At 73.5% G+C, this 23,502-nt stretch carries 7 protein-coding genes; 5 read left to right on the top strand and 2 right to left on the bottom strand.

From position 1 onward, the window contains the following. Position 1: 1 nt before the first annotated feature. Both xdhB and M5362_RS01285 read right to left on the bottom strand, forming a co-directional pair. On the bottom strand, positions 2 to 2,440 hold the full coding sequence (gene xdhB, locus M5362_RS01290) for a xanthine dehydrogenase molybdopterin binding subunit (protein ID WP_260225335.1): 2,439 nt from the start codon (positions 2,438 to 2,440) through the stop codon (positions 2 to 4). Beyond that, positions 2,437 to 3,897 carry a xanthine dehydrogenase small subunit gene (locus M5362_RS01285; protein ID WP_260225334.1) on the bottom strand — a complete coding sequence of 487 codons (1,461 nt, stop codon included), beginning with the start codon at positions 3,895 to 3,897 and terminating at the stop codon, positions 2,437 to 2,439. Before M5362_RS01285 ends, xdhB begins: the two co-directional genes overlap by 4 nt. A 512-nt stretch (positions 3,898 to 4,409) precedes the next feature. Here M5362_RS01285 and M5362_RS01280 point away from each other — a divergent pair. From M5362_RS01280 to M5362_RS01260, 5 genes are all read left to right on the top strand, one after another. Further along, on the top strand, positions 4,410 to 5,552 hold the full coding sequence (locus M5362_RS01280) for a S1 family peptidase (RefSeq protein ID WP_260225333.1): 1,143 nt from the start codon (positions 4,410 to 4,412) through the stop codon (positions 5,550 to 5,552). Between the two features lie 351 nt (positions 5,553 to 5,903). Continuing rightward, positions 5,904 to 7,127, top strand: coding sequence for a PP2C family protein-serine/threonine phosphatase (locus M5362_RS01275; protein WP_260225332.1), 1,224 nt, complete (start codon positions 5,904 to 5,906; stop codon positions 7,125 to 7,127). Positions 7,128 to 7,293: 166 nt separating this feature from the next. Next, positions 7,294 to 10,050 (top strand): NACHT domain-containing NTPase, encoded by a 2,757-nt coding sequence (locus M5362_RS01270; protein WP_260225331.1) that lies wholly within the window; start codon positions 7,294 to 7,296, stop codon positions 10,048 to 10,050. A 29-nt stretch (positions 10,051 to 10,079) separates the two neighbouring features. Then, positions 10,080 to 10,322: a hypothetical protein gene (locus M5362_RS01265; RefSeq protein WP_260225330.1), complete on the top strand. Its 243-nt coding sequence runs from the start codon at positions 10,080 to 10,082 to the stop codon at positions 10,320 to 10,322. A gap of 98 nt (positions 10,323 to 10,420) precedes the next feature. Next, entirely contained in the window at positions 10,421 to 23,446 is a 13,026-nt protein-coding gene (locus M5362_RS01260; protein ID WP_260225329.1) for a non-ribosomal peptide synthetase/type I polyketide synthase, read from the top strand. The last annotated feature ends 56 nt before the right edge of the window (positions 23,447 to 23,502 follow it).

Below are 23,502 nucleotides of genomic sequence, written 5' to 3'. Positions count from 1 at the left end.
GTCAGGCACCGCTCAACGCTTCCGCGTCGGCTCGGATCTCGCCGTCGACGTGCCCGTGACCGGCGTGCCCACGAGCGGCGAGCCCGTCGGCCGCATCGCCGGTCCGCGAGCCGTCGCCCCGACGGGCCGCCTCGATCGCCCAGTACACCGCCTCCGGCGTCGCGGGCGACGCCAACTCGACGGCGACCCCGCTCGGCCCGAACGCGGCGGCGGCCTGCCGCAGCGCCTCTCGTACCGAGAAGGCCAGCATCAGTGGCGGCTCGCCCACCGCCTTGGATCCGTAGACCGCGCCCTCTTCGGTGGCGTTCCGCAGAAGCGTGACGTTGAACTCCTCGGGCATCTCCGAGAAGCTCGGCAGCTTGTACGTGCTCGCGGCCTGGGTCAGCAGCCGGCCGCGGTTCGGCCCGTCCGTGGCGTCCCAGCGCAGGTCCTCCAGCGTCAGCCAGCCGGCGCCCTGCACGAAGCCGCCCTCGACCTGACCGATGTCGATCATCGGGGACAGACTGTCGCCGACATCGTGCACGATGTCCACCCGCCGGATGCGGTACGCGCCGGTGAAGCCGTCCACCTCCACCTCGGCCGCGGCGGCGCCGTAGGAGAAGTACTTGAACGGCGAGCCATGGAACGTCTTCGCGTCCCAGTGGAGCCCCTCGGTCCGGTAGAAGCCGGCCGCCGACAACTGGACGCGCTGGAAGTACGCGGTGCGCACCAGGTCGTCCCAGGCCAGCTCCTTGTCGCTGCCGAGCGTGCGTGCGACGCCCTCGACGATGCGCACGTCCGAGGCGTGCGAACCCAGCTGCGTGGCGGCGACCTGAAGCAGCCGTTCGCGCAGTTGCTCGCAGGCGTTCTTCACCGCCGCACCGTTGAGATCCGCCCCCGCACTGGCAGCGGTGGCAGAGGTGTTGGGCACCTTGTCGGTACGCGTCGGGGCCAGCCGCACCTTGTGGAGCGGGATGCCCAGCGTGGTCGCGGCGACCTGGAGCATCTTGGTGTGCAGTCCCTGGCCCATCTCGGTACCGCCGTGGTTGATCAGGACCGAGCCGTCCTTGTAGATCAGCACCAGCGCTCCGCCCTGGTTGAAGGCGGTGAGGTTGAACGAGATGCCGAACTTGATGCCGGTGATCGCGAGCGCCCGCTTGGCGTGCGGGTGCGCGGCGTTGAAGGCGGCGATCTCCCGCCTGCGTTCGTCGAAGCCGCCGTTCTCCTTGACCTGTTCCCAGACGGCGGCGATCCGTTCCGGCTGAGAGACCGGCTGACCGTACGGCGTCGACTGGCCCTGCTCGTAGAAGTTCCGTTCCCGCAGCTCCGTCGGATCCAGGCCGAGCAACGGCGCGCACCGGCCCATGATGTCCTCGATGACCAGCATCCCCTGCGGCCCGCCGAAGCCGCGGAAGGCGGTGTTGGAGACCTTGTTGGTCCGGGCGATGCGACCGGCGACGCGTGCGTTGGGGATCCAGTACGTGTTGTCGATGTGGCAGAGCGCACGGGCCACCACCGGCTCGGACAGGTCCAGGCTCCAGCCGCCGTCGGCGGTCAGGGTGGCGTCCAGGGCCCGGATCCGGCCGTCGGCGTCGAAGCCGATCTTCCACGTGGCGTGGAACCCGTGCCGCTTGCCGGACATGGTCAGGTCCTGCGTCCGGTTGAGGCGTACGCGGACGGGCCGACCGGTCAGCTTGGCGCCGAGCGCGGCGACGGCCGCGAACCCGTGCGGCTGCATCTCCTTGCCGCCGAAGCCTCCGCCCATCCGCAGACACTGCACGGTCACCTCGTGGCTGTGCAGCCCGAGCACGTGCGCGACGATCTCCTGGGTCTCGGACGGATGCTGGGTGCTGCTCTGGACGAACACCTGCTCGGCCTCGTCGACATGGGCCAGCGCCGCGTGCGTCTCGAGGTAGAAGTGTTCCTGGTCGGAGAAGTGGAACTCGCCGTCGAACACGTGCGCCGAGTCGGCGAAGCCGGCGTCGACGTCACCCGTCACCATCACGGGCCGAGCGCCGTGGAAGCTGTCGGCCGCGATGGCGTCCCGCAGTGTCACCACGGAAGGGAGTTCGTCGAGTTCCACCTCGACGGCCGCCGCACCGAGCCTGGCCGCCTCCAGGGTCTCGCCCAGCACCCAGGCGACCGCGTGGCCGTGGAACATGACCTCGTCGGGGAAGAGCGGTTCGTCGTGTTTCATCCCGGCGTCGTTGACGCCGGGCACGTCGGCACCGGTCAGTACGCGGACCACACCGGGCACGGCGAGCGCGGGCTCGGTGCGCAGCGCGGTGATCCTGCCGTGGGCCTTCATGACCTGGACCGGATGGGCGTGCAGCACGTCCTTGGTACGGGCGACCAGGTCGTCGGTGTACAGAGCGGTGCCGGTGACGTGCTGGAAGGCACTCTCGTGCGGCATCGAGACACCGACGACGGGCTTCTCGGGGCGCTGGGAGAGATGACTCATGACGACACCGCCTCGGTGGTCTGTGCGTGCAGCTTCAGAAGGCTCTGGCCCAGCATCGCGGAACGGTAGAGGGAGCTGGCCCGGTGATCGTCCATCGGTGTGCCTTCGCTCCGCAGCACCCGTGCCGCGTCGTCGACGGTCTCCGCCTCCCACGGCCTGCCCTCCAGGGCGGCCTCGGTGGCGAGCGCGCGGACCGGGGTGGCGGCCACGCCGCCCAGGCCGATGCGTGCCTTGCGGACTATCCCGTCCTCGATGTCGAGCGCGAAGGCGACCGCCACGCTGGAGATGTCGTCGAAGCGACGCTTGGCGATCTTGTGGAAGGCCGTGACCGGCGACAGCGGCAGCGGGATGCGTACCGAGCGGATCAGTTCGCCGGGACGGCGCACGCTCTCGCGGTACCCGGTGAAGTACTCCGCCAGCGGGAGTTCGCGCTCGCCGTCGGCGTCGGCGAGCACGACGGACGCCTCAAGGGCGAGCAGCACGGGCGGGCTGTCACCGATGGGCGAGCCGGTGCCCAGGTTGCCCCCGAGGGTCGCGCCGTTGCGGATGAGACGGGACGCGAACTGCGGGAACAGCTCCGCGAGGAGCGGGATGGCGCCGTCGAGCCGGCGTTCGATCTCGGTGAGCGTGAGCGCCGCACCGATCTCGACGTGGTCGGATCCGACGCGCAGCTCCCGCAGTTCGGGCAGCCGGTCGACGGCGACCACACAATTGGCCCGGCGGGAGCGGATGTTCACCTCCACACCCCAGTCGGTGGAGCCGGCGACCACCACCGCGTCGGGCCGCTCGCGCAGCAGCCGCAGCGTCTCGGCGAGGGTGCCCTTCCGCAGGAACGTGCTGTCGCCCTGGGTGTATTCGGTGGCGACCGGTGCGGGCGGGGACTGCTCGCGACGCCGCGCCAGCGGGTCCTCGTCGGTGGGCGTACCGACGGCGAAAGCGGCGTCGCGGATCGGGCGGTAGCCGGTGCAGCGGCAGAGGTTCCCGCTCAGCGCGTGCAGATCGAAGCCGTTCGGCCCGTGTTCGCGGTCGGCGCCGTCGGCCGGGTCCGCGTGCGCGCAGCGGTCGGACCGGTAGTACTCGGCGGCCATGCTGCAGACGAATCCCGGTGTGCAGTAACCGCATTGGGATCCGCCACGGACCGCCATCTCCTCCTGCACCGGGTGCAGGGTGGGCGGCGTGCCGGGTGCGCCGGCGGTGGCGAGCCCTTCGGAGGTGATGATCTCCTGACCGTCGAGTGCCGCGGCCGGGACCAGACAGGCGTTGACCGCCACCCAGTCGGTGGGCTTGTCCACACCGGGACGGGCCACCAGGACCGAGCAGGCGCCGCATTCACCCTCGGCGCAGCCCTCCTTGGTGCCGGTGAGACCACGCTCGCGCAGAAGATCCAGCGCCGTGGTGTGGGGCGCGGCCGGTGAAATCGGTGCTTCTTTCCCGTTGACCGTGATCCGCGCGGCCACCGTGTCGGGCCTTCGTTCCGATGCGCGATCGGTCGCTTCGATGTTCGCCAATTTCAGGCAGCTTTCTGTGTTCAGACGCGCCACAGGAGAGAGCGGGCGCAAGAGGGCACGCAACGGCGGCGTGCCAGGAAGTGGTGAGGGAAACCCGAAAAGTGCCCACACGAGGGCACATCAGAACGGCGTGTCAGCAGCCGTGAGCGAGCCGACCCGGAACCCAGGCCGTACGGCGGGCGAGGCGACCGAGATCAGAGCTGGTGTACATCTGCTGGTCGCCTCCTTTCGGCGGTCGTGGGTCGGCTTCTCACGCAAAGTAGCGGCCGGGGCCATCGAGGTCAAGAGGCCGACCCGCGCACGGCGGCGGGAGACCGGGGCGTCATGGCGGGGGAATCCCGGGCGGGCGCCCGACGGCCGGTTCTTGGTCTGGACCTGACAACCGATCTGCCGCTAGCGTGACGCCCGACGCGCTCTGAGAGCGCTCTCATGCGTTCGACTCCCCCACATCTGGAGGCCTCGTGAAACGCACCACCCCCCTGCGCGCAGCCATCGCTGCCCTACTGATCACGGTCGGTCTCGGCGCCGCCCACGCCGTGCCGGCTCAGGCCGCTCCCCCGTCCGCACCGCCCTCCGCCTCGGCCGGGCTCCTGGAGGCCATGCGGCAGGACCTCGGCCTGACGGCGACGCAGGCCGAGGAACGGCTGCGGGCCGAGAAGGCCGCGGAGGGCGTCGAGCGGGCCGCCCTCCGGTCCGCCGGCCCCGACTACGGCGGATCGTGGTTCGACCCCACGGCCGGCCGCCTCGTCGTCGCCCTGACCGACCGGTCCGAGGAGGCCGAGGTCCGCGCGCTGGGCGCCGAGACCCGGCTGGTCCGGCACAGTGCCGCCACGCTGGACCGGGCCAAGTCCCGGCTGGACGCGCTCACCGCACCCGCGGGCGTCGCCGGCTGGCACGTCGACCCCCGGGCCAACAGCGTGGTCGTCACGGTCGTACGGTCCGAGCGTTCCGCCCCCGCCGTACGCGCCTTCGTCGAGCGGGCGCGCGCGACCGGCCCCGTCACCGTCTCCGAGACCGCCCAGGCACCGCGCACGTACGCCGCCGGCACCGTCGGCGGCGACCCGTACTACACCGGCAACGTCCGCTGCTCCATCGGCTTCTCCGTGCACGGCGGATTCGTGACGGCAGGCCACTGCGGCCGGGCCGGCGCGGCGGTGCGCGGCTGGGACGGCTCCGCGATGGGCACCTTCCAGGGCTCGTCGTTCCCCGGTGACGACTACGCCTACGTGAGCATCCACAGCGGCTGGTGGACCGTGCCCGTCGTGCTCGGCTGGGGCACCGTCCCGGACCGGCTCGTCCGAGGCTCCGCGGAGGCGCCGGTGGGCGCGTCGATATGCCGCTCGGGCTCCACGACGCGGTGGCACTGCGGCACGGTCCTGGCGAAGAACGAGACCGTCAACTACAGCCAGGGCGCCGTCCACCAGATGACCAAGACCAGCGTCTGCGCGGAGGGCGGGGACTCCGGCGGCGCCTTCATCAGCGGGGACCAGGCCCAGGGCGTCACCTCCGGCGGATGGGGCAACTGCTCGTCCGGCGGCGAGACGTGGTTCCAGCCGGTCAACGAGATCCTCGGCCGGTACGGCCTGACGCTGCACACCGCCTGACAGGCAGGCACGGGCCGACGACAACCGGCCCCCGGGGCGGCCTCCCGGGACGACCGCCCGGGGGCGGATGCCGCTTCCGGCGGGCCGGTCGCCGTCGTCGACGCCCAATGACGCAGGCCGCGGGGGACGCCGCAGGCCGCGGGGGGACGCCGCAGGCCGCCGGGGGCGAGCGGCGCTCCCCGCGCGGCGCGGGTGCGAGCTGCGAGCCGCCGCGCGGGAGGTGCCGGCGACCGTCGACGTACCACACGACGAGCGGGCCCCACGTCCCGCCGATCGGCTTCCGGCGCTCCTCCCACCTGGCTTCTATCGTGGGGATCACCGGACAGCAGCGAGCTCTGAGGCAGGCCGATCATGGCGGAGACGGGAATCGACCACGCGGCGGTGTTCCAGGCACTGCCCGCCATGGTCGCGCTGCTGACACCCGAGCTGGTCTACGCGGACGTGAACGAGGAGTTCGTCCGGATGTCGGGCCGGAGCCGCGAGCAGTTGGTGGGCCGGTACCTGTTCGACGTCTTCCCCGACAACCCCGGTGACCCCGCCGCCAGCGGCGCGCGGAACCTGTACGCGTCACTCCAACGGGTGCTCGCGACCGGCGAACGGGACGCGATGGCGCTGCAGCGCTATGACGTGGAGTCCCTGGAACGGCCGGGCGAGTGGGAGGAGCGGTACTGGAGCCCGGTCAACGCACCGGTGCTCGGACCGGACGGCCGGGTCGTGCTGCTGCTGCACCGCGTCGAGGAGGTCACCGAGCTCATCAAGGCGCGCGGGGCGCGGGGCAGCCGCACCCGGGTGCTGGAGGCCGAGCTGTACACCCGGGCCAGGGAGCTGCAGCAGCTCAACGAGCGCCTCCGCGAGGCGCACGCCCGCGAGCGCGAGATCGCCCTCGCCCTGCAGGACGCGATGCTGCCCGCCCCCGGGCCCTTCGGCCACCACCGCGCCGCCGTGCGCTACCGGCCCGCCATCGGGACGCTCAACGTCTGCGGGGACTGGTACGACCTGGTCGATCTGCCGGGCGACCGCATCGCCGTCGCCGTCGGCGACGTCGTCGGGCACGGCCTGCGCGCCGCCTGCGTCATGGGCCTGCTCCGCAGCGCCCTCAGCGCCTCCTCCCTCGTCGCCGAAGGCCCCGCCCAGGCCCTGGAGGTCCTCGGCCTGTACGCGCGCTCCGTCGAAGGCGCCGAGAACACCACCGCCGTCGAGACCTACATCGACTGGGACACCCACACCATCACCTACAGCAGCGCCGGCCACCCCCCGCCCGTCCTGCTCCGTACCGACGGCACCGTCGAATTCCTCGACCAGGCCACCGACCCGCCGCTAGGCGCCCGCCCCGACCACGTCCCCCGCCCCCAGGCCACCAGCGCCTTCGCCGAGGGTGACACCCTCGTGCTCTACACCGACGGTCTCATCGAACGCCGCCGCGAGGACATCGACATCGGCCTCGCCCGCCTCGCCGACTCCCTGACCCACCACCGCGGAGCCGAGCCCGAGCCGCTCGCCGAGGCGCTCCTCTTCGACCTGCTCCCGGCCGTGGGCCCCACCGACGACACGGCCCTCGTCATCGTCCGTCTCTGACGGACCCGCTACCGAGGACGCTCGTCACCCGATCCCGTGAGGGGCTGCTCCCCTCACGGAGCCGTCACGCCGTTCACCTGCTCGCGACGGCGTCAACTCCCTATGCTCTAGGAAGCTTTACGTAGGGGGACGTGACGTGTCCCCTGCCGTCGGCCTCGGGGGCCTCATGGATCCGGCCAGTATCGGTACGACCGCCCGCATCGCCTCGGCGGTGGCGCAGCCGATCATCGCGCGGCTCTTCGTCAAGGAGGGTCACGGCGCGGGGCTCGTCGACAAACCGGTGCGGGTCTCGCGACTGGTGAGCTGGGGCGGCGAGAAGCGCACCCTGAACGGGCTCGACATGTGGAAGATCGCCCGGGAGTTGGTGAAGGTGGCCGTCGAGGCCAACCCCCACGAGCCGCCGGTCGCGTCGGACGAGCGCGAGGCCCTGGCGGACGCCCTGGCTGCGACGCTCAGCGCGCTCGGCGAGCTGGACATGGACGATGTCCAGGCGGTCCGGCTCGGCCGCGAGGGGCTGGCCCGCAGCCTCAGCGCGGCGCGGCCGAACGCCACCCGTGACCTGTCGGCCGACGCCGCCCTCCTGCACGACAGCCTGCTCGACCTCAGCTGTCTGCACATCCTGCACTTCTTCACCCAGCGCTCGACCTTCGTCGCCAACGCCCAAGTGACGCAGACCCGGATGCTCGACGAGACGCTGCGCCTCCTGGACTCCCTCGTGGACCGGTTTCCGCGCCCCGGCAGTGCGGACGAGGAGTTCGAGACCCGCTATCTGGCGTACATCGAGCGCAAGTACGGCAAGCTCAACATCTTCGGACTCGACCTGAGCGATCCGGGCCGGTCCCGCTGGCCGCTGGACACCGCGTACCTCAATCTGGAGCTGGCCTCTCAGCGCGACGGCGGGTCGCCGTCCGCGAACCGCCGACGGGTCGAAGAGGCCCTCTCCGACTGCAACCGGGCGATGCTGCGCGGGATCGCGGGTTCGGGCAAGACCACCCTGATGCAGTGGCTGGCCGTCTCGGCGGCGCAGAACTCCTTCCCCGAGGAACTGGCAGGCCTGCGCGGCCGCGTACCGTTCGTCCTCCCGCTGCGCGCGCTCGCCCAGGACCCGGGGCTGCCGCGCCCCGAGCAGTTCCTGGGAGCGACGGGGAACGCCCTGCACGCCCTCCAGCCCGAGCACTGGGCCGACCGGGTGCTGAGCAGCGGGCGCGGCATGGTGCTGATCGACGGCGTGGACGAGGTCTCGGAGAGCGAACGTCCCGTCGTACGGCGCTGGTTGCTGGACCTCGTCGACCTCTACCCGAGGACCTTCTTCCTGGTCACCTCCCGGCCGTCCGCCGTGGCCGCCCTCTGGCTCGCGGAGGTCGACTTCGCCGAGTTCAACCTGCTCCCGATGAACCGCCGCGACGTCGACCGCTTCGTCCACCGGTGGCACGACGCCGTTCTGACCACGGTCGACGAACCGGAGGAACGGCAGGCGGTCGAAAGCTGCCGCGACGCCCTGCGGACCACGCTCAGACAGAAGCACGACCTCTACCGGCTGGCCACCGTCCCCCTCATGTGCGCGCTCGTCTGCGCACTGCACCGCGACCGCCTCACCCACCTCCCCGAACGGCGCATGGAGCTGTACGCCGCCGCGCTGACCATGCTCCTCGTGCGCCGCGACAAGGAGCGGGAGATTCCCGTGCCGGAAGGGCTGGCCCCTACGGAGGAGACGCAGGTCCAACTCCTCCAGCGGATCGCGTACTGGCTGATCCGCAACGGGCGGTCCGAGGCGGCCCAGACCACAGCGGTACGCATCGTCCGCGAGAAGCTTCCGGCCATGCCGCACATGGCCCCGCCCGACCGGGCCGAGGACGTCTTCCAGTACCTCCTGCTGCGCAGCGGACTGCTGCGGGAGCCGTCGGTCGGCATGGTGGACTTCATCCACCGCACCTTCCAGGACTACCTCGGGGCCAAGGCCGCCGTCGAGGCCGAGGACCTCGACCTGATCGCCGAGTCCGGCCGGGACGACCAGTGGGAGGACGTGATCCGCCTCGCCGTCGGCCATGCCCGGGACGGGGAACGTGCCTATCTGCTGCGCAAGCTCGTCGAGTTGGGCGACCAGAGCGCCGAACCGCAGCTGCGCCGCCGGTACCATCTGCTCGCCGCCGCCGCTCTGGAACATGCCACGACCCTCGACCCGGCCGCCCGGGCCGCGGTGACTCTCCGGGCATCCGCCCTGATCCCCCCAGACACCCCGGCCGACGCGGAACAGCTCGCCACCGCGGGGGCCATCGTCCTCGACCTGCTGCCCGGTCCCGAGGAGCTGACGCCGGAGCAGGCCCGGGCGACGGTGATGACCATCGCCCGGATCGGCGGAGAGGCGGCCCTGGAGCAGCTGGTCCGGTACCAGCGCGTCGCCGATCCCGACGTACGCCGGGAGATCGTCCAGTCCTGGCCGTACTTCGACGCACGGTCCTTCGCCGAGGAGGTGCTGACGGGGCTGCCGATGGACGACCTCGCGCTGCATCTGTCCGGGCCCGAGCAGGTCGCCTGCCTCGACGCCTTCGACCGCGTACCGCACGTCTCCCTCAGGGGACAGCTGCTGACCTCCGACCTCGTCGACTCCCTCGCCCGGCTGAAGGTCCACTCCCTCTCCCTCACTCCCTCCAGCGCGATGCCGCTCACGCTGCCCCCACTGACGCCGCTCCGGGACCTGCGTGCGCTCGCCGTCGAGGCCTGCGACGTCATCGCCGATGTCTCCGCGCTCGGTGAGAGCCCCGCCACGGACCTCGCCCTGCACCGGCTCACGGACGCGGCGGACCTCACCTTCCTCGCCAGGGCGGCGAACCTGAGGTCGCTGACCCTTCCTCCGCGCAGGGTGTCCCTCTCCCCGCGGTCCCCCTGCCCCAGGTCACGTCGCTCGACGTCGACGGCGTCCTGACGAGCTGGCAGATCCCGGACATCGCCGGGGTGTTCCCCTCGCTCACCTCCCTGACCTTGCACCTGACCTGCCAGAGCTACCAGGCACCCGTCGACGTGTCCTCGCTGCGCAACGTGGTGCGCGGGCAGGTGGACGTCACCCTCGTGGACGCCGGCAGGATCCACGGCATGGGGGCCCTCCCAGCCGACCGCGTCTCGGTCCGGCACGCGGGCCGGTCGAGGCCCCACGGACGGAACCGGACCGGCCTTCTGAGGCGCTTCCGCGGGGAGTGAACCCGCGTCCGACGAGCCCGTGCACCGCAGCCCCCAGCCATGGCCCGGATGAAGATCAGTCATCATTGCGGGCAGATCAGCAGATTCACGGGGGCACAATGCGGGGAAACGGCGAGACGGTGTTGTCGGACGTCCTGACCAGCGCGGCGAAGACCGCACCCGGTCAGGGGATCGTCCTTGTCCAGGGGGACGGCGCCGAACGGCTCCTCACCCATCACGCGCTGCACGCCGACGCGCTGTGCGTCGCGGGAGGGTTCCTCGACGCGGGACTCGCACCGGGGAGCCATGTGCTGCTGCCGGCCGACCGGAGCGAGGAGTTCCTTCCGCTCTTCTGGGGCGCCCTCGCCGCCGGACTCGTACCGGTGCCGCTCGCCCCGGACGTGCGGCGGTTGCTGCCCGTCCGGGAGTTCCTCGGCCGGCCGCCGGTAGCCGTCGGCCCGGCCACCGCGCCGCTGCTCGACGCCCTGCCCGACTCCGTACGCCCGCTGACCCTCGACGAGCTGCGCAGTCACCCCGCGCCGGGGCGGCTGCCGGAGCGGGCCCCTGACGACGTGGCGTTCCTGCAGTTCTCCTCGGGCAGTACGGGGGCGCCCAAGGGGGTCGAACTGACGCACGCGGCCGTGCTGGCCAACCTGGAACAGATCCGCGCCGCGGCCGCCATCACGGGCGATGACGTCCTGGCCACCTGGATGCCATACTTCCACGACATGGGGCTGATAGGCACCCACCTCGTCCCGCTGTCGGCCGGGATCCGACAGGTCCGGCTCGAACCCCTGACCTTCGCCAAGCGGCCCGCGCGGTGGCTGGAGGCGGCGGCACGGCACCGCGCGACCCTGCTCTCGGCGGCCAACTTCGCCCTGGCGCTCGTCGAGCGACGCGTCACGGAGGACGCGCTCGCCCGTCTCGACCTGACGGCCGTACGGATGATCCTGGTCGGCGCGGAACCGATCTCCCCGACGGTGTGGCGGGCCTTCGTCCGCCGGATGCGGCCCACGGGGCTCGCGGCGGGCGCCCCGCAGCCGGTGTACGGCCTCGCCGAGGCCACGCTGGCCGTGACGTTCCCGCCGCCCGGCGAGGTGGCGCGGCCGCTGGCCCTGGACCGGGCCGCGCTCGGTCGCGGGCGCGCCGTGGACGCCGTGCCCGGCCCGGACGCGGTGGAACTGATGGACGTGGGCAGCCCCGTCCCCGGGTCCGCCGTGCGGATCACCGACGACGGCGGCGGGACTGTCGAGGAGCGTCGGGTCGGCCACATCGAGGTACGCGGCCCGCAGGTGGCCCGGGGATACCACCGGGCAGCGGAGGCCACCGCGAAGGCGTTCGTCGACGGGTGGTTGCGCACCGGCGACCTGGGCTTCCTGCGCGAGGGACGGCTCTGTGTGACCGGCCGGGCCAAGGACGTCGTCTTCGTCGACGGGCGTACGTTCCACGCGGCGGACCTCGAAGAGGTGGCCTCGGCCACGCCAGGTCTGGGCCGCTGTCCGATCGCTGTCGTCGGCTCCACCGATCCTGCGGGCGACGGCGAGCGGGTGGTCGTCTTCCTCGCACCCGCGCCTCCCCTTGCCGCCGTACGCCCCGAACTCCTGCGCGAGGTCGGGCGGCGGGTCCGCGAAGCCCTGGGGCACGACGACGTACGGGTGCTGGCGCTGCCGGTACGGGCGTTCCCCCGCACGACCAGCGGGAAGGTCCGGCGCGGTGTGCTGCGCGAGCGGTTCGAGGTCGGGGAGTATCCGGAGATCGCAGGGCGGGGAGCTTCTGGGGTGATGAGGGGCGGATCCGGTTCCGGGGGCGGTGCGGGTGCCCGGGGCGGCGGCGGGGCCGGTGAGGGCGGCGGCGTCGCCCGGGGCGGCGGGGCCGGTGAGGGCGGCGGCGTCGCCCGGGGCGGCGGGGCCGGTGAGGGCGGCGGCGTCGCCCGGGGCGGCGGGGCCGGGGCCGGTGAGGGCGGCGGCGTCGCCCGGGGCGGCGGGGCCGGTGAGGGCGGCGGCGTCGCCCGGGGCGGCGGGGCCGGTGAGGGCGGCGGCGTCGCCCGGGGCGGCGGGGCCGGTGAGGGCGGCGGCGTCGCCCGGGGCGGCGGAGGCGGTGGCGGCGACGCGCTGCCGGACGGCGCGCCGTGTTCGCCCGCGCCCCGGTCTCGGCGGGATGTCGAGGCCGTGGTGCTCCGTGTCTGGGCCCGGGTGCTCGAACTGCCGGCGCAGGAGATCGCCCTGCACGACGACTTCCGCGCGCTCGGGGGCTCGTCACTCAGGGCCATGGAGGTACTGGCGGCTCTGGAGGACGAGTTCGGCGTACAGCTGCGTCCGTCCGACGTACGCGACCACGCCACAGTGGCCGCGCAAGCCGGACTGGTCCTCGCTGCCGAGGGCTCCGAGGCCGCCGAGTCTGCCGATGCCGCCGAGGGCTCCGAGGGCTCCGAGGGCTCCGAGGGCTCCGAAGCCTCGGACGGAGCATCCGAGAGCCCCGAGGGCTCCAGGAGCTCGCGCCGACCCGACCGCCGGCCTGCGCCCGTCCGCGCCGCCGAGCCCGTCCGCGTCGCCGAGCCCGGCATCGCCGTCTCCGGTCTCGCCTGCCGCTTCCCCGGAGCCGACACTCCGGAGGCGTTCTGGGAGCGGCTCGTCGCAGGCTACGACGCCGTGACCGGCGTACCGGACGGGCGGTGGGCAGATCCGTCGGACGGCAACGCCCGTCGGGGTGCGTTCCTCGACGAGCCGGCCAATTTTGACGCCGGATTCTTCGGGATCGGGGACGAGGAGGTCCTGGCGACCGATCCGCAGGCGCGGATCCTGCTGGAGCTCGCGCACGAGGCCCTGGAGCGGGCCGGTTACGCCGGCGCTCGCAGGCGTGGCCGCCGGGTGGGCGTGTTCGTCGCAGCCGGTGACTCCGGCTATCGGGAGGTCCTCGAAAAGGCTTACGGCGAGGGTGAGTTGCCCACGGCGGCGCTGACCGGGAACCTCCCCAGCATGCTCGCCGCCCGCGTCGCGCACTGCCTGGACCTGACCGGTCCCGCGCTCGCCGTCGACACCGCCTGCTCCTCGGCGCTGGTCGCGCTGCACCTGGCTCGCCGCAGCCTCCAGGCCCGTGAGTGCGATGTCGCCGTCGTCGGCGGCGTACACCTCAGTCTGACGCCGACCGGGTACACGCTCCTCGAAAAGGCCCAGGCGCTGTCACCGACCGGCCGCTGTCATGCGTTCGGCGCGGCGGCGGACGGTTTCGTCCCCGGTGAGGGGGGCGCCGCACTCGTCCTGACCCGTCTCGACGAGGCGGAGCGCGCCGGTGATCCGGTCCTCGCGGTCCTCCGCGGCACCGCCGTGAACAACGACGGCCGCTCGCTGAGCCTGATGGCGCCCAATCCCCTGACGCAGCGTGAGGTCATCACGCAGGCGTACCGCGACGCGGGCGTCGATCCCGAGAGCGTCTCGTACGTGGAGGCGCACGGCACGGGCACGCCGGTCGGCGACCCCGTCGAGGTGCGCTCGCTCGCCCACGCCTTTCCACCGCGAGCCGACGGGCGGCCCCGGCTGCTCGGCTCGGTCAAGACCAACGTCGGGCATCTGCTCAACGCCGCCGGTATGCCGAGCCTGGTGAAGGTGGTCCTCGCCCTCGGCCGGCGCCGCCTGCCGCCGTCACCGCTCTCGGCGGGGCCCGCGCCCGCGCTCGACCTGGCCGGTGCCGGTTTCGCCCTGGTCGAGGACGTACGGGACTGGGAGGCGCCCGGTCCGCTGGTCGCGGGAGTCAACGCGTTCGGCTTCGGCGGCACCAACGCCCATGCCGTACTGGAGGAGGCACCCGCCCGGCCCGCGAAGGAGCAGGCGCGATCGGCGGGCGGTCCACGGCTGCTGACGCTGTCGGCGCACGGGGTGGACGGGCTGCGCGCCGCGGCCGCCGGTCTCGCGGCCCATCTGCGTGACCACCCCGGTCTCGACGAGGGCGATGTCTGCGCCGCCGTCGCCGCCGCCCGTGACGAGGGACCGGACCGGCTCGCGGTCGTCGCCGAGGGTGATCTCGCCGCCCGGCTCGACGCCCTACGTGACCACGCGGTACGCGACGACGACGGACACGACGCCGTTGCCGATGCCGTTGCCGACGCCGACGCCGACGCCGACGCCGCCGAGGTTCACGGCGCCGTATGTCACGCCAACGAGATTCAAGGCGCCGGGGGAAGCGACAACCGAGCGACGCCGATCGGTGCCCCCGTGCGTTCCCGGGCGCGACTGGTGCTCCTCCTTCCCGGTCAGGGCGTACGGCCTGACGGTCAGGCCCGAGCCCTGTACGCCGACGCGCCCGCCTTCCGGGAAGCGCTCGACGAGGCGTCCGGCCACGCCGGCGCGATCGGCGGGCGGAGTCTCGCCGCCTGGTGCCTCGACCCCGACGTGTCGCCCGAGGCGTTCGCCCGGACCGACGTCGCCCAGCCGCTCCTCGTCGCCTACGGGGTCGCGCTCGCCCGCCAGGTGCGGGCGTGGGGCATCACGCCCGACGCCGTCGCCGGGCACAGTGTCGGTGAGATCGCCGCCGCGTGCGTCGCCGGGACGCTGTCCCTCGCCGACGCCGTACGGTTCGCCGCCGAGCGCGGCCGGCTCATGGCGGAGTCGTGCGCCCCCGGCGCGATGGCCGCGGTGCGCTGCGACGAGGACACGGTCACCGCTCTGGTGGCCGACGCGCGGGGCGAGCTGAGCGTGGCCGCGGTCAACGGCCCCGACCAGGTCGTCCTGGCGGGCACGGAGGCCGCCGTCAGGCGTGCGGTCGCCGATCTGTCCGCCCGCGGAATCGCGGCACGCCGGCTGACGGTGACCCGGGCCTTCCACTCGCCCCTGATGGATCCGGTCCTCGGCCCCCTTGGCGAAGCCGCGGGAGCCCTCGTGCTCCGGCCGTCGGTGACGCCGCTGATCAGCACGGTCACCGCAGCGTGGCAACCGGCCCTGAGCCCCGCGTACCTGCGGAACCACGCGCGCCGGCCGGTCCGCTTCGGTGCGGCCGTGGACCGCCTGCTCGACGACGGGTACGACACGTTCGTCGAGCTCGGCGCCGACACCCTGGGGGGTTCCGTACGTGCCGTCGCCGCGGCGCACCCGCGCGGAGCCGCCGCGGTCGTACTCCCTGCCGGGAACGGGGGCGGGGGCGGTGCGCGGGGGCTGCTGGAGACCGTGGGCCGGCTCTGGCAGCGGGGCGTGCCTCTGGACCGTACGGCCATGGACGCCGGCCGAGCCCGGATCTCCGTACCGACGTACCCCTTCCAGCGGCGCAGCTACTGGCCGGCGAGGGCACCTCGGCCCCGGCCGCTGCTGCACCGGTTCGTGTGGGACGACGCGCCGCTGACCGTCGGCCCCGGGCCTCGTACAGTCGTCCTGGCCGGCCCGGACTCGCCGCTCGCGCGCGCCTTCGCGGACCGGCTCGCGGGACGGGGTGTGACGGTCCGGCGGGTCGGCGACCCGCTGCCCGACGGTGCGCCGGCCCCTACGGCAGCCGTGCTGCTCGCGGGTCCGGCCGTGGAGCCGGACTCGGCCACCGCGCTCGACGCGGCGCACCGCGCCATGGTGACCGAGTTCCTCGACCTGCTGCCGCAACTCGCGCACCACCGGCCGCGCGTGCTCGTCGTCACCGAGGACGTCCATGTCACCGGTGCCGGGCCGGAGCGCCCGCGGCCCGCGCAGGGGATCCTGACCGGGCTGACCTTGGCGCTGCCCGAGGAGTTGCCCGGTGTCTCGGCCCACAGCGTCGACCTCTCCTCCCTGGACGAGGTCGACGAGCGGCTGGACGCGCTCGACCACGAACTTGCCGCACGACCGGCGCCGCAGGGCACCGCCACCCTCGGCGCTGCGCCCGCCATCGCCTGGCGGGCCGGACGACGCCTCGGCCGGACCACCGAACCGGTCACCGAACCGGTCGCCGAGCAGGTCGCCGAGCAGGTCGCCGGTCCGGTCGCCGATTCGGTGGCTGCTGAGATCGGGTCCGGGGAGGCAGCCCTGCCTGCCGACGGCGTGTATCTGATCACCGGGGGCGCCGGAGGGGTGGGGGCCGCGCTGGCCCGTGACCTCGCCGGCCGGGGGCGGCCGACCCTCGTGCTGACAGGTCGCTCGGCCGTACCGCCCGCAGGGCTGCTCCCCGAACTCCGGGCGCTCGGCGCCACCGTGGAGTACCGCGCCGCCGATGTCTCCCGCGAGGCCGACGTCGACGCGCTTCTGGCGGGTCTGCCGCGCCTCGACGTGCTGGTGCACGCCGCCGGCGTGGTCCGACCCGGCACGCTGCGCGCCAAGGCCCCGGAGGACGTGGCCGACGTCCTGGCCGCCAAGACGCTCGGCACGACCCTGCTCGCGCGCGGACTCCGCACGCACGGCCTGCGCCCCGCCTTGTGCGTGGCCTTCTCCTCGGTCGCGTCGGTGCTCCCGGGCCTGGCGGGGGCGATCGGCGACTACGCCGCCGCCAACGCCTACCTCGACGCCTTCGCCGCCGCCGAACGCGCGGCCGGACGTCCGTGGCAGGCCGTCAACTTCGCGGCGTTCGCCGATACGGGACTTGCCGCCGGTACGGGAGTCAGCGCCGCTACGGGACACGGTGCCGGACCCGGACCCGGCACCAGTACGGGACTCGGCGCGCCGCGGCCCCTCGTGACGGGTGCGCTCGCCCGGGGTGCCGGACGCGGACCCGTGGCGTTGGAGACCGGCGCGGCGCTGGAGGCGCTGCGCCGGGCCTGTGGCACCGACGCCGCGCACCTGTTGGTCGCCGACCTGACCCCGGCCGACACTCGCCCCACCCCGGCCGACACTCACCCCGCCCCTGCCGGCGCTGCTCGCCGCACCCCGGCCACCGCCGTCCCCACGCAGCCGAACCCCGAGCACGCGCCCGCGCCCACGACCTCCCACCCGCCTCTGACCGGTTCGGACACCCCAGGACGCGTGAACCGCGTGCGGGACGTTCTGCGGCAGCTGCTGTCCGATGCGCTCCACGTGGCCCCGGACGACCTCGGTGACGACGTTCCGCTGCTCGGCCTGGGCCTGGACTCGCTCATGGCCGTCGATCTCGTGAAGCGGCTGGAGAAGGAGCTTGACCGCTCCCTGCCCATCACGTTGTTCTTCGAGCACCGGACCCTGGGCGAACTCGCCCGCCAACTCGACACCGAGGCCCCCTGCCCCACCCAGGATTCCGAAGCGGTTCCGCCGAGGCGAGAGGTATCCCGGCCCGCCGACGACGGCGTTCCCTTCTCGCTGACCCCGGTCCAGCTCGCCTTCCACACGCTGTCCGGGCTCTACCCGGACATCGCCGCCTACGGATACGTCACGCAGGACGTCCGCGGCCCCCTCGACCCCGATCTGCTCGGCGTGGCGCTCGGTCTGCTCGCCGAGCGCCACCCGATGCTCCGCATTCGGATCGACTCCGGGCAGGCGGTGGCCACGCAGGCCGCCGTGCCGCCCGGCCACGACCGGACACCCGACTGGTACGAGGTCCGTGAGCTGCCCGGTGTCGGCCCCTTCGAGGACGAGCTTCGGCAGCTCGAAGAGGCCCTCTGCAACCGTCCGTTCGACCTCTCCACGCAGGCCCCGGTCCGCGCCGTGCTCGTCCGCACGAGAGACGCCCGCGCGAACGATGCCGGTACGGGGGATGCTCGTACGGGGGACGTCCGTACCGGGCACGCCGACTCCGCCCGGCTCGTGTTCGTGGTCCATCACGCCGCTGCCGACGGCTTCAGCCTGAACATCCTCGGCGAGGAGCTCTGGGCGCTCTACACGGCTCTGTCACAGGGCCGAACCCCGGAACTACCCCCGCTTCCCTCCCACTTCGCCGACTACGCTGCGCACGAACAGGCGGAACGGTCGGAGGCCGCACTCACCGAGGACCGGGCGTACTGGAGTGAGGTGCTCGCCCGCAGGGCCGCACCGCTCCTGCTGCCGTACGACGGCGATCCGCTCGCTCTCCCCGAACCCCCGCTCCTCGCCCACCAGGTGGCCCCTGGCCCCGGCCTGACCGCCGCGCTGCGCGAGATGGCCGCCGCACACGAGGTGTCGCTGTTCCACCTGCTGCTCGCGGCGTACGCGCGCTGCCTGTCCCGGTGGGGCGGCGGCAGGGAGGACGTGTCCGTCAACGTCGCACGGGCCCGCCGCGAGACCAGGCTGCCCGGTATCGACCGGCTCGTCGGGCCCCTGGCCGACACCCTGCCGGTCCCCATCCACGTACGTCCGGACGACTCGGTGCACGCGCTCGCGGTACGGCTGCGCGACGCGTGGCCCGAGGCCGAGCGGCACGGCCGGCTCACCAGTCTGGACCTCGCCCGGCTCCTGCCGGCGGACGGGGCAGGACCGCGTACGGCCGCGCCCGCGTCGTTCAGCTTCGCGCGGTTCCCGGTCTCCCTTGACCCCCACTGCCCGGTGGAAGTCCGCCCGGCCTCCGCAGGAACGGCTTCCGCCGCCACCCGGCTCAGCCTGCTGTGCTGGGAGTCCGAGGGGGCGCTGTCCTTCTCGTGGAACTTCCCGGCCCGTCTCTTCGACCGGACCACGATCGCCCGGCTGGCGCGCGAGCACCTGTCCGAACTCGCCGACGCCGTGAAGCCCGCCGAGCTCGCCGCACCCACCGAACTCACCGCACCCACCGAGCTGGCCGTGCCCGCCGCAGTACCGGGCCCTGCCGGCCAGATCAGCGCCCACGGATCATCGGAAATCGTCGCCCGCCTCTGCGCACAGTTCAGGGCGACGCCGAACGCCGTGGCCGTCGACACGGGCGACGGGGGCGTACTGACGTACTCCGAACTGGACCGGGCATCCGCCGCACTCGCCTCCCGGCTGCGCGCCCGGGGTGTCGCCCCGGATGACCTGGTGGGGCTTCTGACCGACCCGGGCGGCGACGCCGTCGTGGGTGTGGTCGGGATCCTGCGGGCCGGTGCGGGGTGGGTGCCGCTGGACGCCGCCCATCCCCCGGCCCGCCTGGCCGACCAGCTGGAGCGGTCCCGTACCCGCGCTCTCGTCTGCCACACCGCGACCCGCACGTCGGCGACGCAGCTCGCCGAGGCCTTGGGCAGCACGCTCGTCGCGGTCGACGACCCGTCGCCGGTATCCACCGAACCGGGTTGCGACAGTGCTCAGTTCGCGGTTCCGGGGCCCGACTCCATCGCGTACGTGATCTTCACCTCCGGCTCGACCGGGCGCCCCAAGGCGGTGCCGATCACCCGTCACTCGATGACGAACTACCTCGACTGGGCGCTGGCCACGTTCGAGTACCGCGCTGGTGACCGGCTCGCCCAGACGGCGTCGCTGTGCTTCGACGCGTCGGTGCGCCAGCTTCTCGCACCTCTGCTCGTCGGTGCCACGGTGGTCACCCTGCCGAGGCAGCTCCTCCGCGACCCCGACGCCCTCCTCGACCGGGTCGAGCAGGCCCGGATATCGGTGTGGAGTTCCGTGCCGAGCCTGTGGTCCCGGCTCCTCGAAGCCGCCGAGACGCGGGTACGGGACGGCGCGCCGGCGCCGGACCTGTCCGCGCTGCGCTGGATCCACGTCGGCGGCGAGGCGCTCCCGCCCGCCCATGTGCGCCGCTGGTACGACCTGTTCGGACCCGGGCAGCGGATCGCCAATCTGTACGGGCCGACCGAGGCAACGATCAACGCCACGTTCCACATCATCGACAGCCGTCCCGACGACGACGTCCGGACCCTGCCCATCGGCACGCCCCTCACCGGCACGGAGGTCGACGTGGTGGCGGTGGACGGGCGGCGCTGCCCCCCGGGCGAGCCGGGCGAGCTGCTCATCTCCGGCGTCGGGCTCACACCCGGTTACCTGCACGAACCTGAGCTGACCTCGGCCGCGTTCACCGAGCGCGGCGGGCGCCGCTGGTACCGCAGTGGCGACCGGGTCCGGCGCGACGTCGATGGTGCGCTGGAGTTCCTCGGACGGCTCGACGACCAGGTGAAGGTCCGTGGACACCGGGTGGAGCCGGGCGAGATCGAGGCGGTGCTGCTGACACATCCGGCGGTCGCCCGTGCCGCCGTGGTGCACCGTGACGAACGGCTGAGTGCCTTCGTCGAGTGCCGGCGGGGCGTAGCGCCTCCGGATTCCACGGCGCTGCGCACCCATCTGGCGCGGACGCTCCCGGAGTACATGCTCCCGGCCCGGATCCACCCGGTCGACGAACTCCCTCTGACCGGCACCGGCAAGATCGACCGCGCGGCGCTCACCGCACCCGGCCGCGGACCCGACCGCGCACCCGGCCTCGTACCCTGCCGCGCACCCGGCCTCGCACCCGACTCCGTGCCCATGCCCGCGTACGCCGAGGCGCCGGGGACGCTTCCGGTGACTCCGACCGAAGTGCTGCTGGCCCGTGTGTGGTCGGAACTCCTCGACAGCGAGGACATCCGGCGCGAGGACGACTTCTTCGCCCTGGGCGGCGACTCCCTGCTCGTCCTCCAGGTGTTCGCGCGGCTGCGGGAGGAGATACGGGTCCTGCCCAGGCCCACGGTCGTCTACGACCACCGCACACTGGCCGCCCTGGCCGCGGCGATCGACAGCGTCGCCGACGACGGACCGGCCGACGCGCCGACCGGCACCGAGGACCGCCCGCCCCGCCGTGACGACGCACACGGCCCTTCCCCCTACGCCCTCGCCCCCTCCCAGCGTGGATTCCTCCTCGCGGAGGCAATGGCACCCGGCTCCCACACGGCTTGGCTCGCCTGTCTGCGGGTCGACGGGCCCCTGCGGCCCGACGTGTTCCAGCGGGCCGTGGACGCCTGCGTCGTACGGCACCCGATGCTGCGGACCGTGTTCCCCGCCGGCGCACGCCCGCCCGTCCAGCAGGAACTGCCGCCCGCCCTGCGGCTCCCGGTCGACTTCGAGACCCTCGCGGAACCCGGCCTCCTCGCCTCGCGGATCGCCGAGGAACGGGAGCGCCGTTTCGAACCCTGGGCGTGGCCGCTGCTGCGCCTGCGGATGCTGACCCTCGGGCCGGACGAGCACGCGCTCGTCGTCCACGCCCACCACCTGATCGGCGACGGCTACAGCGTGGCGCTGCTCGGCCGGGAGCTGCTCGCGGTCTACGACCGTGTGGGACGGGGCGAGCCCGCCGAACTCGCGCCGCTGCGCAGCACGTTCCGGGACCACGTCGCCCTTCAGGAGCGCGCGGCGTCCGGCGGCGCCGCCAGGGCCCGAACAGAGGAGCCGTACCGACGCCCGGCCCTCGGCGGTCGTACGGGGCGTGCCGGAAGCGGAACGCCCGGCAAGGCGCCGGCCCCGCATACGTACCACTCCACCGGTTTCACGCTGGACGCGGATCGGGTCGCGGCGCTGCGCCTGGTCGCGGCGGAGGCGGGTACGACGCTCTTCTCGCCGGTCCTGACCGCGTACTACCGGACGCTGGCCGCCGCGACCGGGCAGGAGGATCTGATCCTGGGCCTGGCGGTGTCCGGCCGCGACGACGCCGGGCCCGACGCCCACCTGGTCTTCGGCCCGTACGCCGCCGCCGTACCGATACGGCCGGGCCCGAGGCCCGGTGAGGGGAAGGCGGGCGGCCGCCGCACGTTCGCCGAGGATCTGCGTGCGGTGGTGGACGAGGTCGAAGCGGCCCGTACGCAGGGAGTCCACGCGCCACCGCGGGACGGAGGGCTGCCGCCTGCCGCCCAGTTCTTCTTCACCTTCCTGGACTTCTCTGCCCTCGGACCGCTGAACGGTGACACGCTGAGAGTGAGGTGGGACGACGGCGACGCCGTCCTCGCGCCGCCTCCCGTGGGTACGGACACGTTCCTGGCGGTGCGGCCGGTCGGTGAGAGCGGGCTGAGGGTGACGCTGCGCGCGTCGGCCGCCGCCTTCCCCGACGAGTCGGCCTTCGCCTCGTTCGCCGGCGCGTTGAGGCAGGGGCTGGCCGAGGACGCGGTCCCCCACCCACGAGCGCACGCCACAGCGACCGGGCGCGGAGCGCAGGCGGTCGCGCGGCCGGTCGCACAGGCGGTCGCGCGGCCGGTCGCGCAGGACTTCGGCGTGCTGGACTCCGCGCTCGTCGGGTACCTCCCCCCGCCCGGGCAGCTCGCCGCGCTCGGCTCGCTCGGCTCGCTGGGATCGCTGGGTTCGCTGGGTGGACCGGCGGCCGGGGCGGCGTCTCGTGAACAGCTCCGCCGGCTGCTCTTCCCCGAAGGGCGGCCTCGGCTCGTCGAGGAGATCGGTACGCCTCTCGGACGGTCCGGATTCGTCTGCCTGCCGCTCTTCGCCGACGAGCTCGCGTCGACGCCCGACCTGGCGTCGCGCACCGCCCGAGCCATCGGGTACGCGTCGTCGCTGGGCGCGCGCTGCGTCTCGCTCGCGGGCATGATCCCGTCCCTCACCGCGTACGGCTTCGGCGTCCTGCGCGAGTCGGGCACGGACACCCCGACGTCGACGGCCGTCACGACCGGGCACGCGGCGACCGCGGTGTCCGTGGTGAAGACCGTCCACGCCGCGCTCGCCCGGACGGACCGTGCACTCGGCGAACTGGTCATGGCCGTGGTGGGTCTGGGCTCCATCGGCAGCTCGTCGCTCGAACTGCTCCTGACCCTCGCGTCCGAGCCGCCCGCCCGGCTGCTCCTGTGCGACGTCGCGGGCAGCGCGCCACGGCTACGGAGACTGGCGAAGGATCTCGGCGCTCGCGGCCTGGCCCGGAACGTGGAGATCCACGAGTCCGGTCCGACGCTCCCGACCGCCGTGTACGAGGCCGGTCTTCTGGTCACGGCGGTGAGCGGGGGCGGCGCGGTGCTCGACGTGTCCCGGCTCCGGGCCGGTGCGATCGTCGTCGACGACTCGTTCCCGCACTGTTTCGACACCGCGAGGGCTCTGGCCCGGATGCGGGAGCGGCGCGACGTCCTGATCGTCGGCGGCGGCCTGCTCTCCCTCGGCTCCGTGGAGCGCCGCACGGCCCCGTGGCTGCCGTCCGCCGCGGCGGAGGGGTACGCCGCGGTGTCCTGGCTTCCCGGCACGATCGCCTCGTGCCGACTGGAGTCCCTGCTCCACGCGGCGCGCCCGGGACTCCCCCTGGTCCACGGTCTGGTGGACGCCGGGCTCGCGCTGGCCCATTGGCGGGGGATGGAAGCGGCCGGCATCGAAGCGGGACCGCTCCACCTGCTCGGGCAGGCCGTCGCCGCCGACGCCGGCGACCTCGACGGCTTTCCTCGGCCTCCTGCCGGCTCCCTCTAGGCGACGCGTGAAAGAAGCAGCGCCCCTCGCCTGACGGGGAGGGGCGCTGCGTGGGT

Origin of the sequence: Streptomyces sp. Je 1-79 (assembly GCF_025195125.1) — a bacterium.
In the GTDB taxonomy this organism is placed as follows: Bacteria; Actinomycetota; Actinomycetes; order Streptomycetales; family Streptomycetaceae; genus Streptomyces.
The sequence above is the reverse complement of the archived record's forward strand: the minus strand, read 5'-3'. Positions and strand labels throughout refer to the sequence as shown.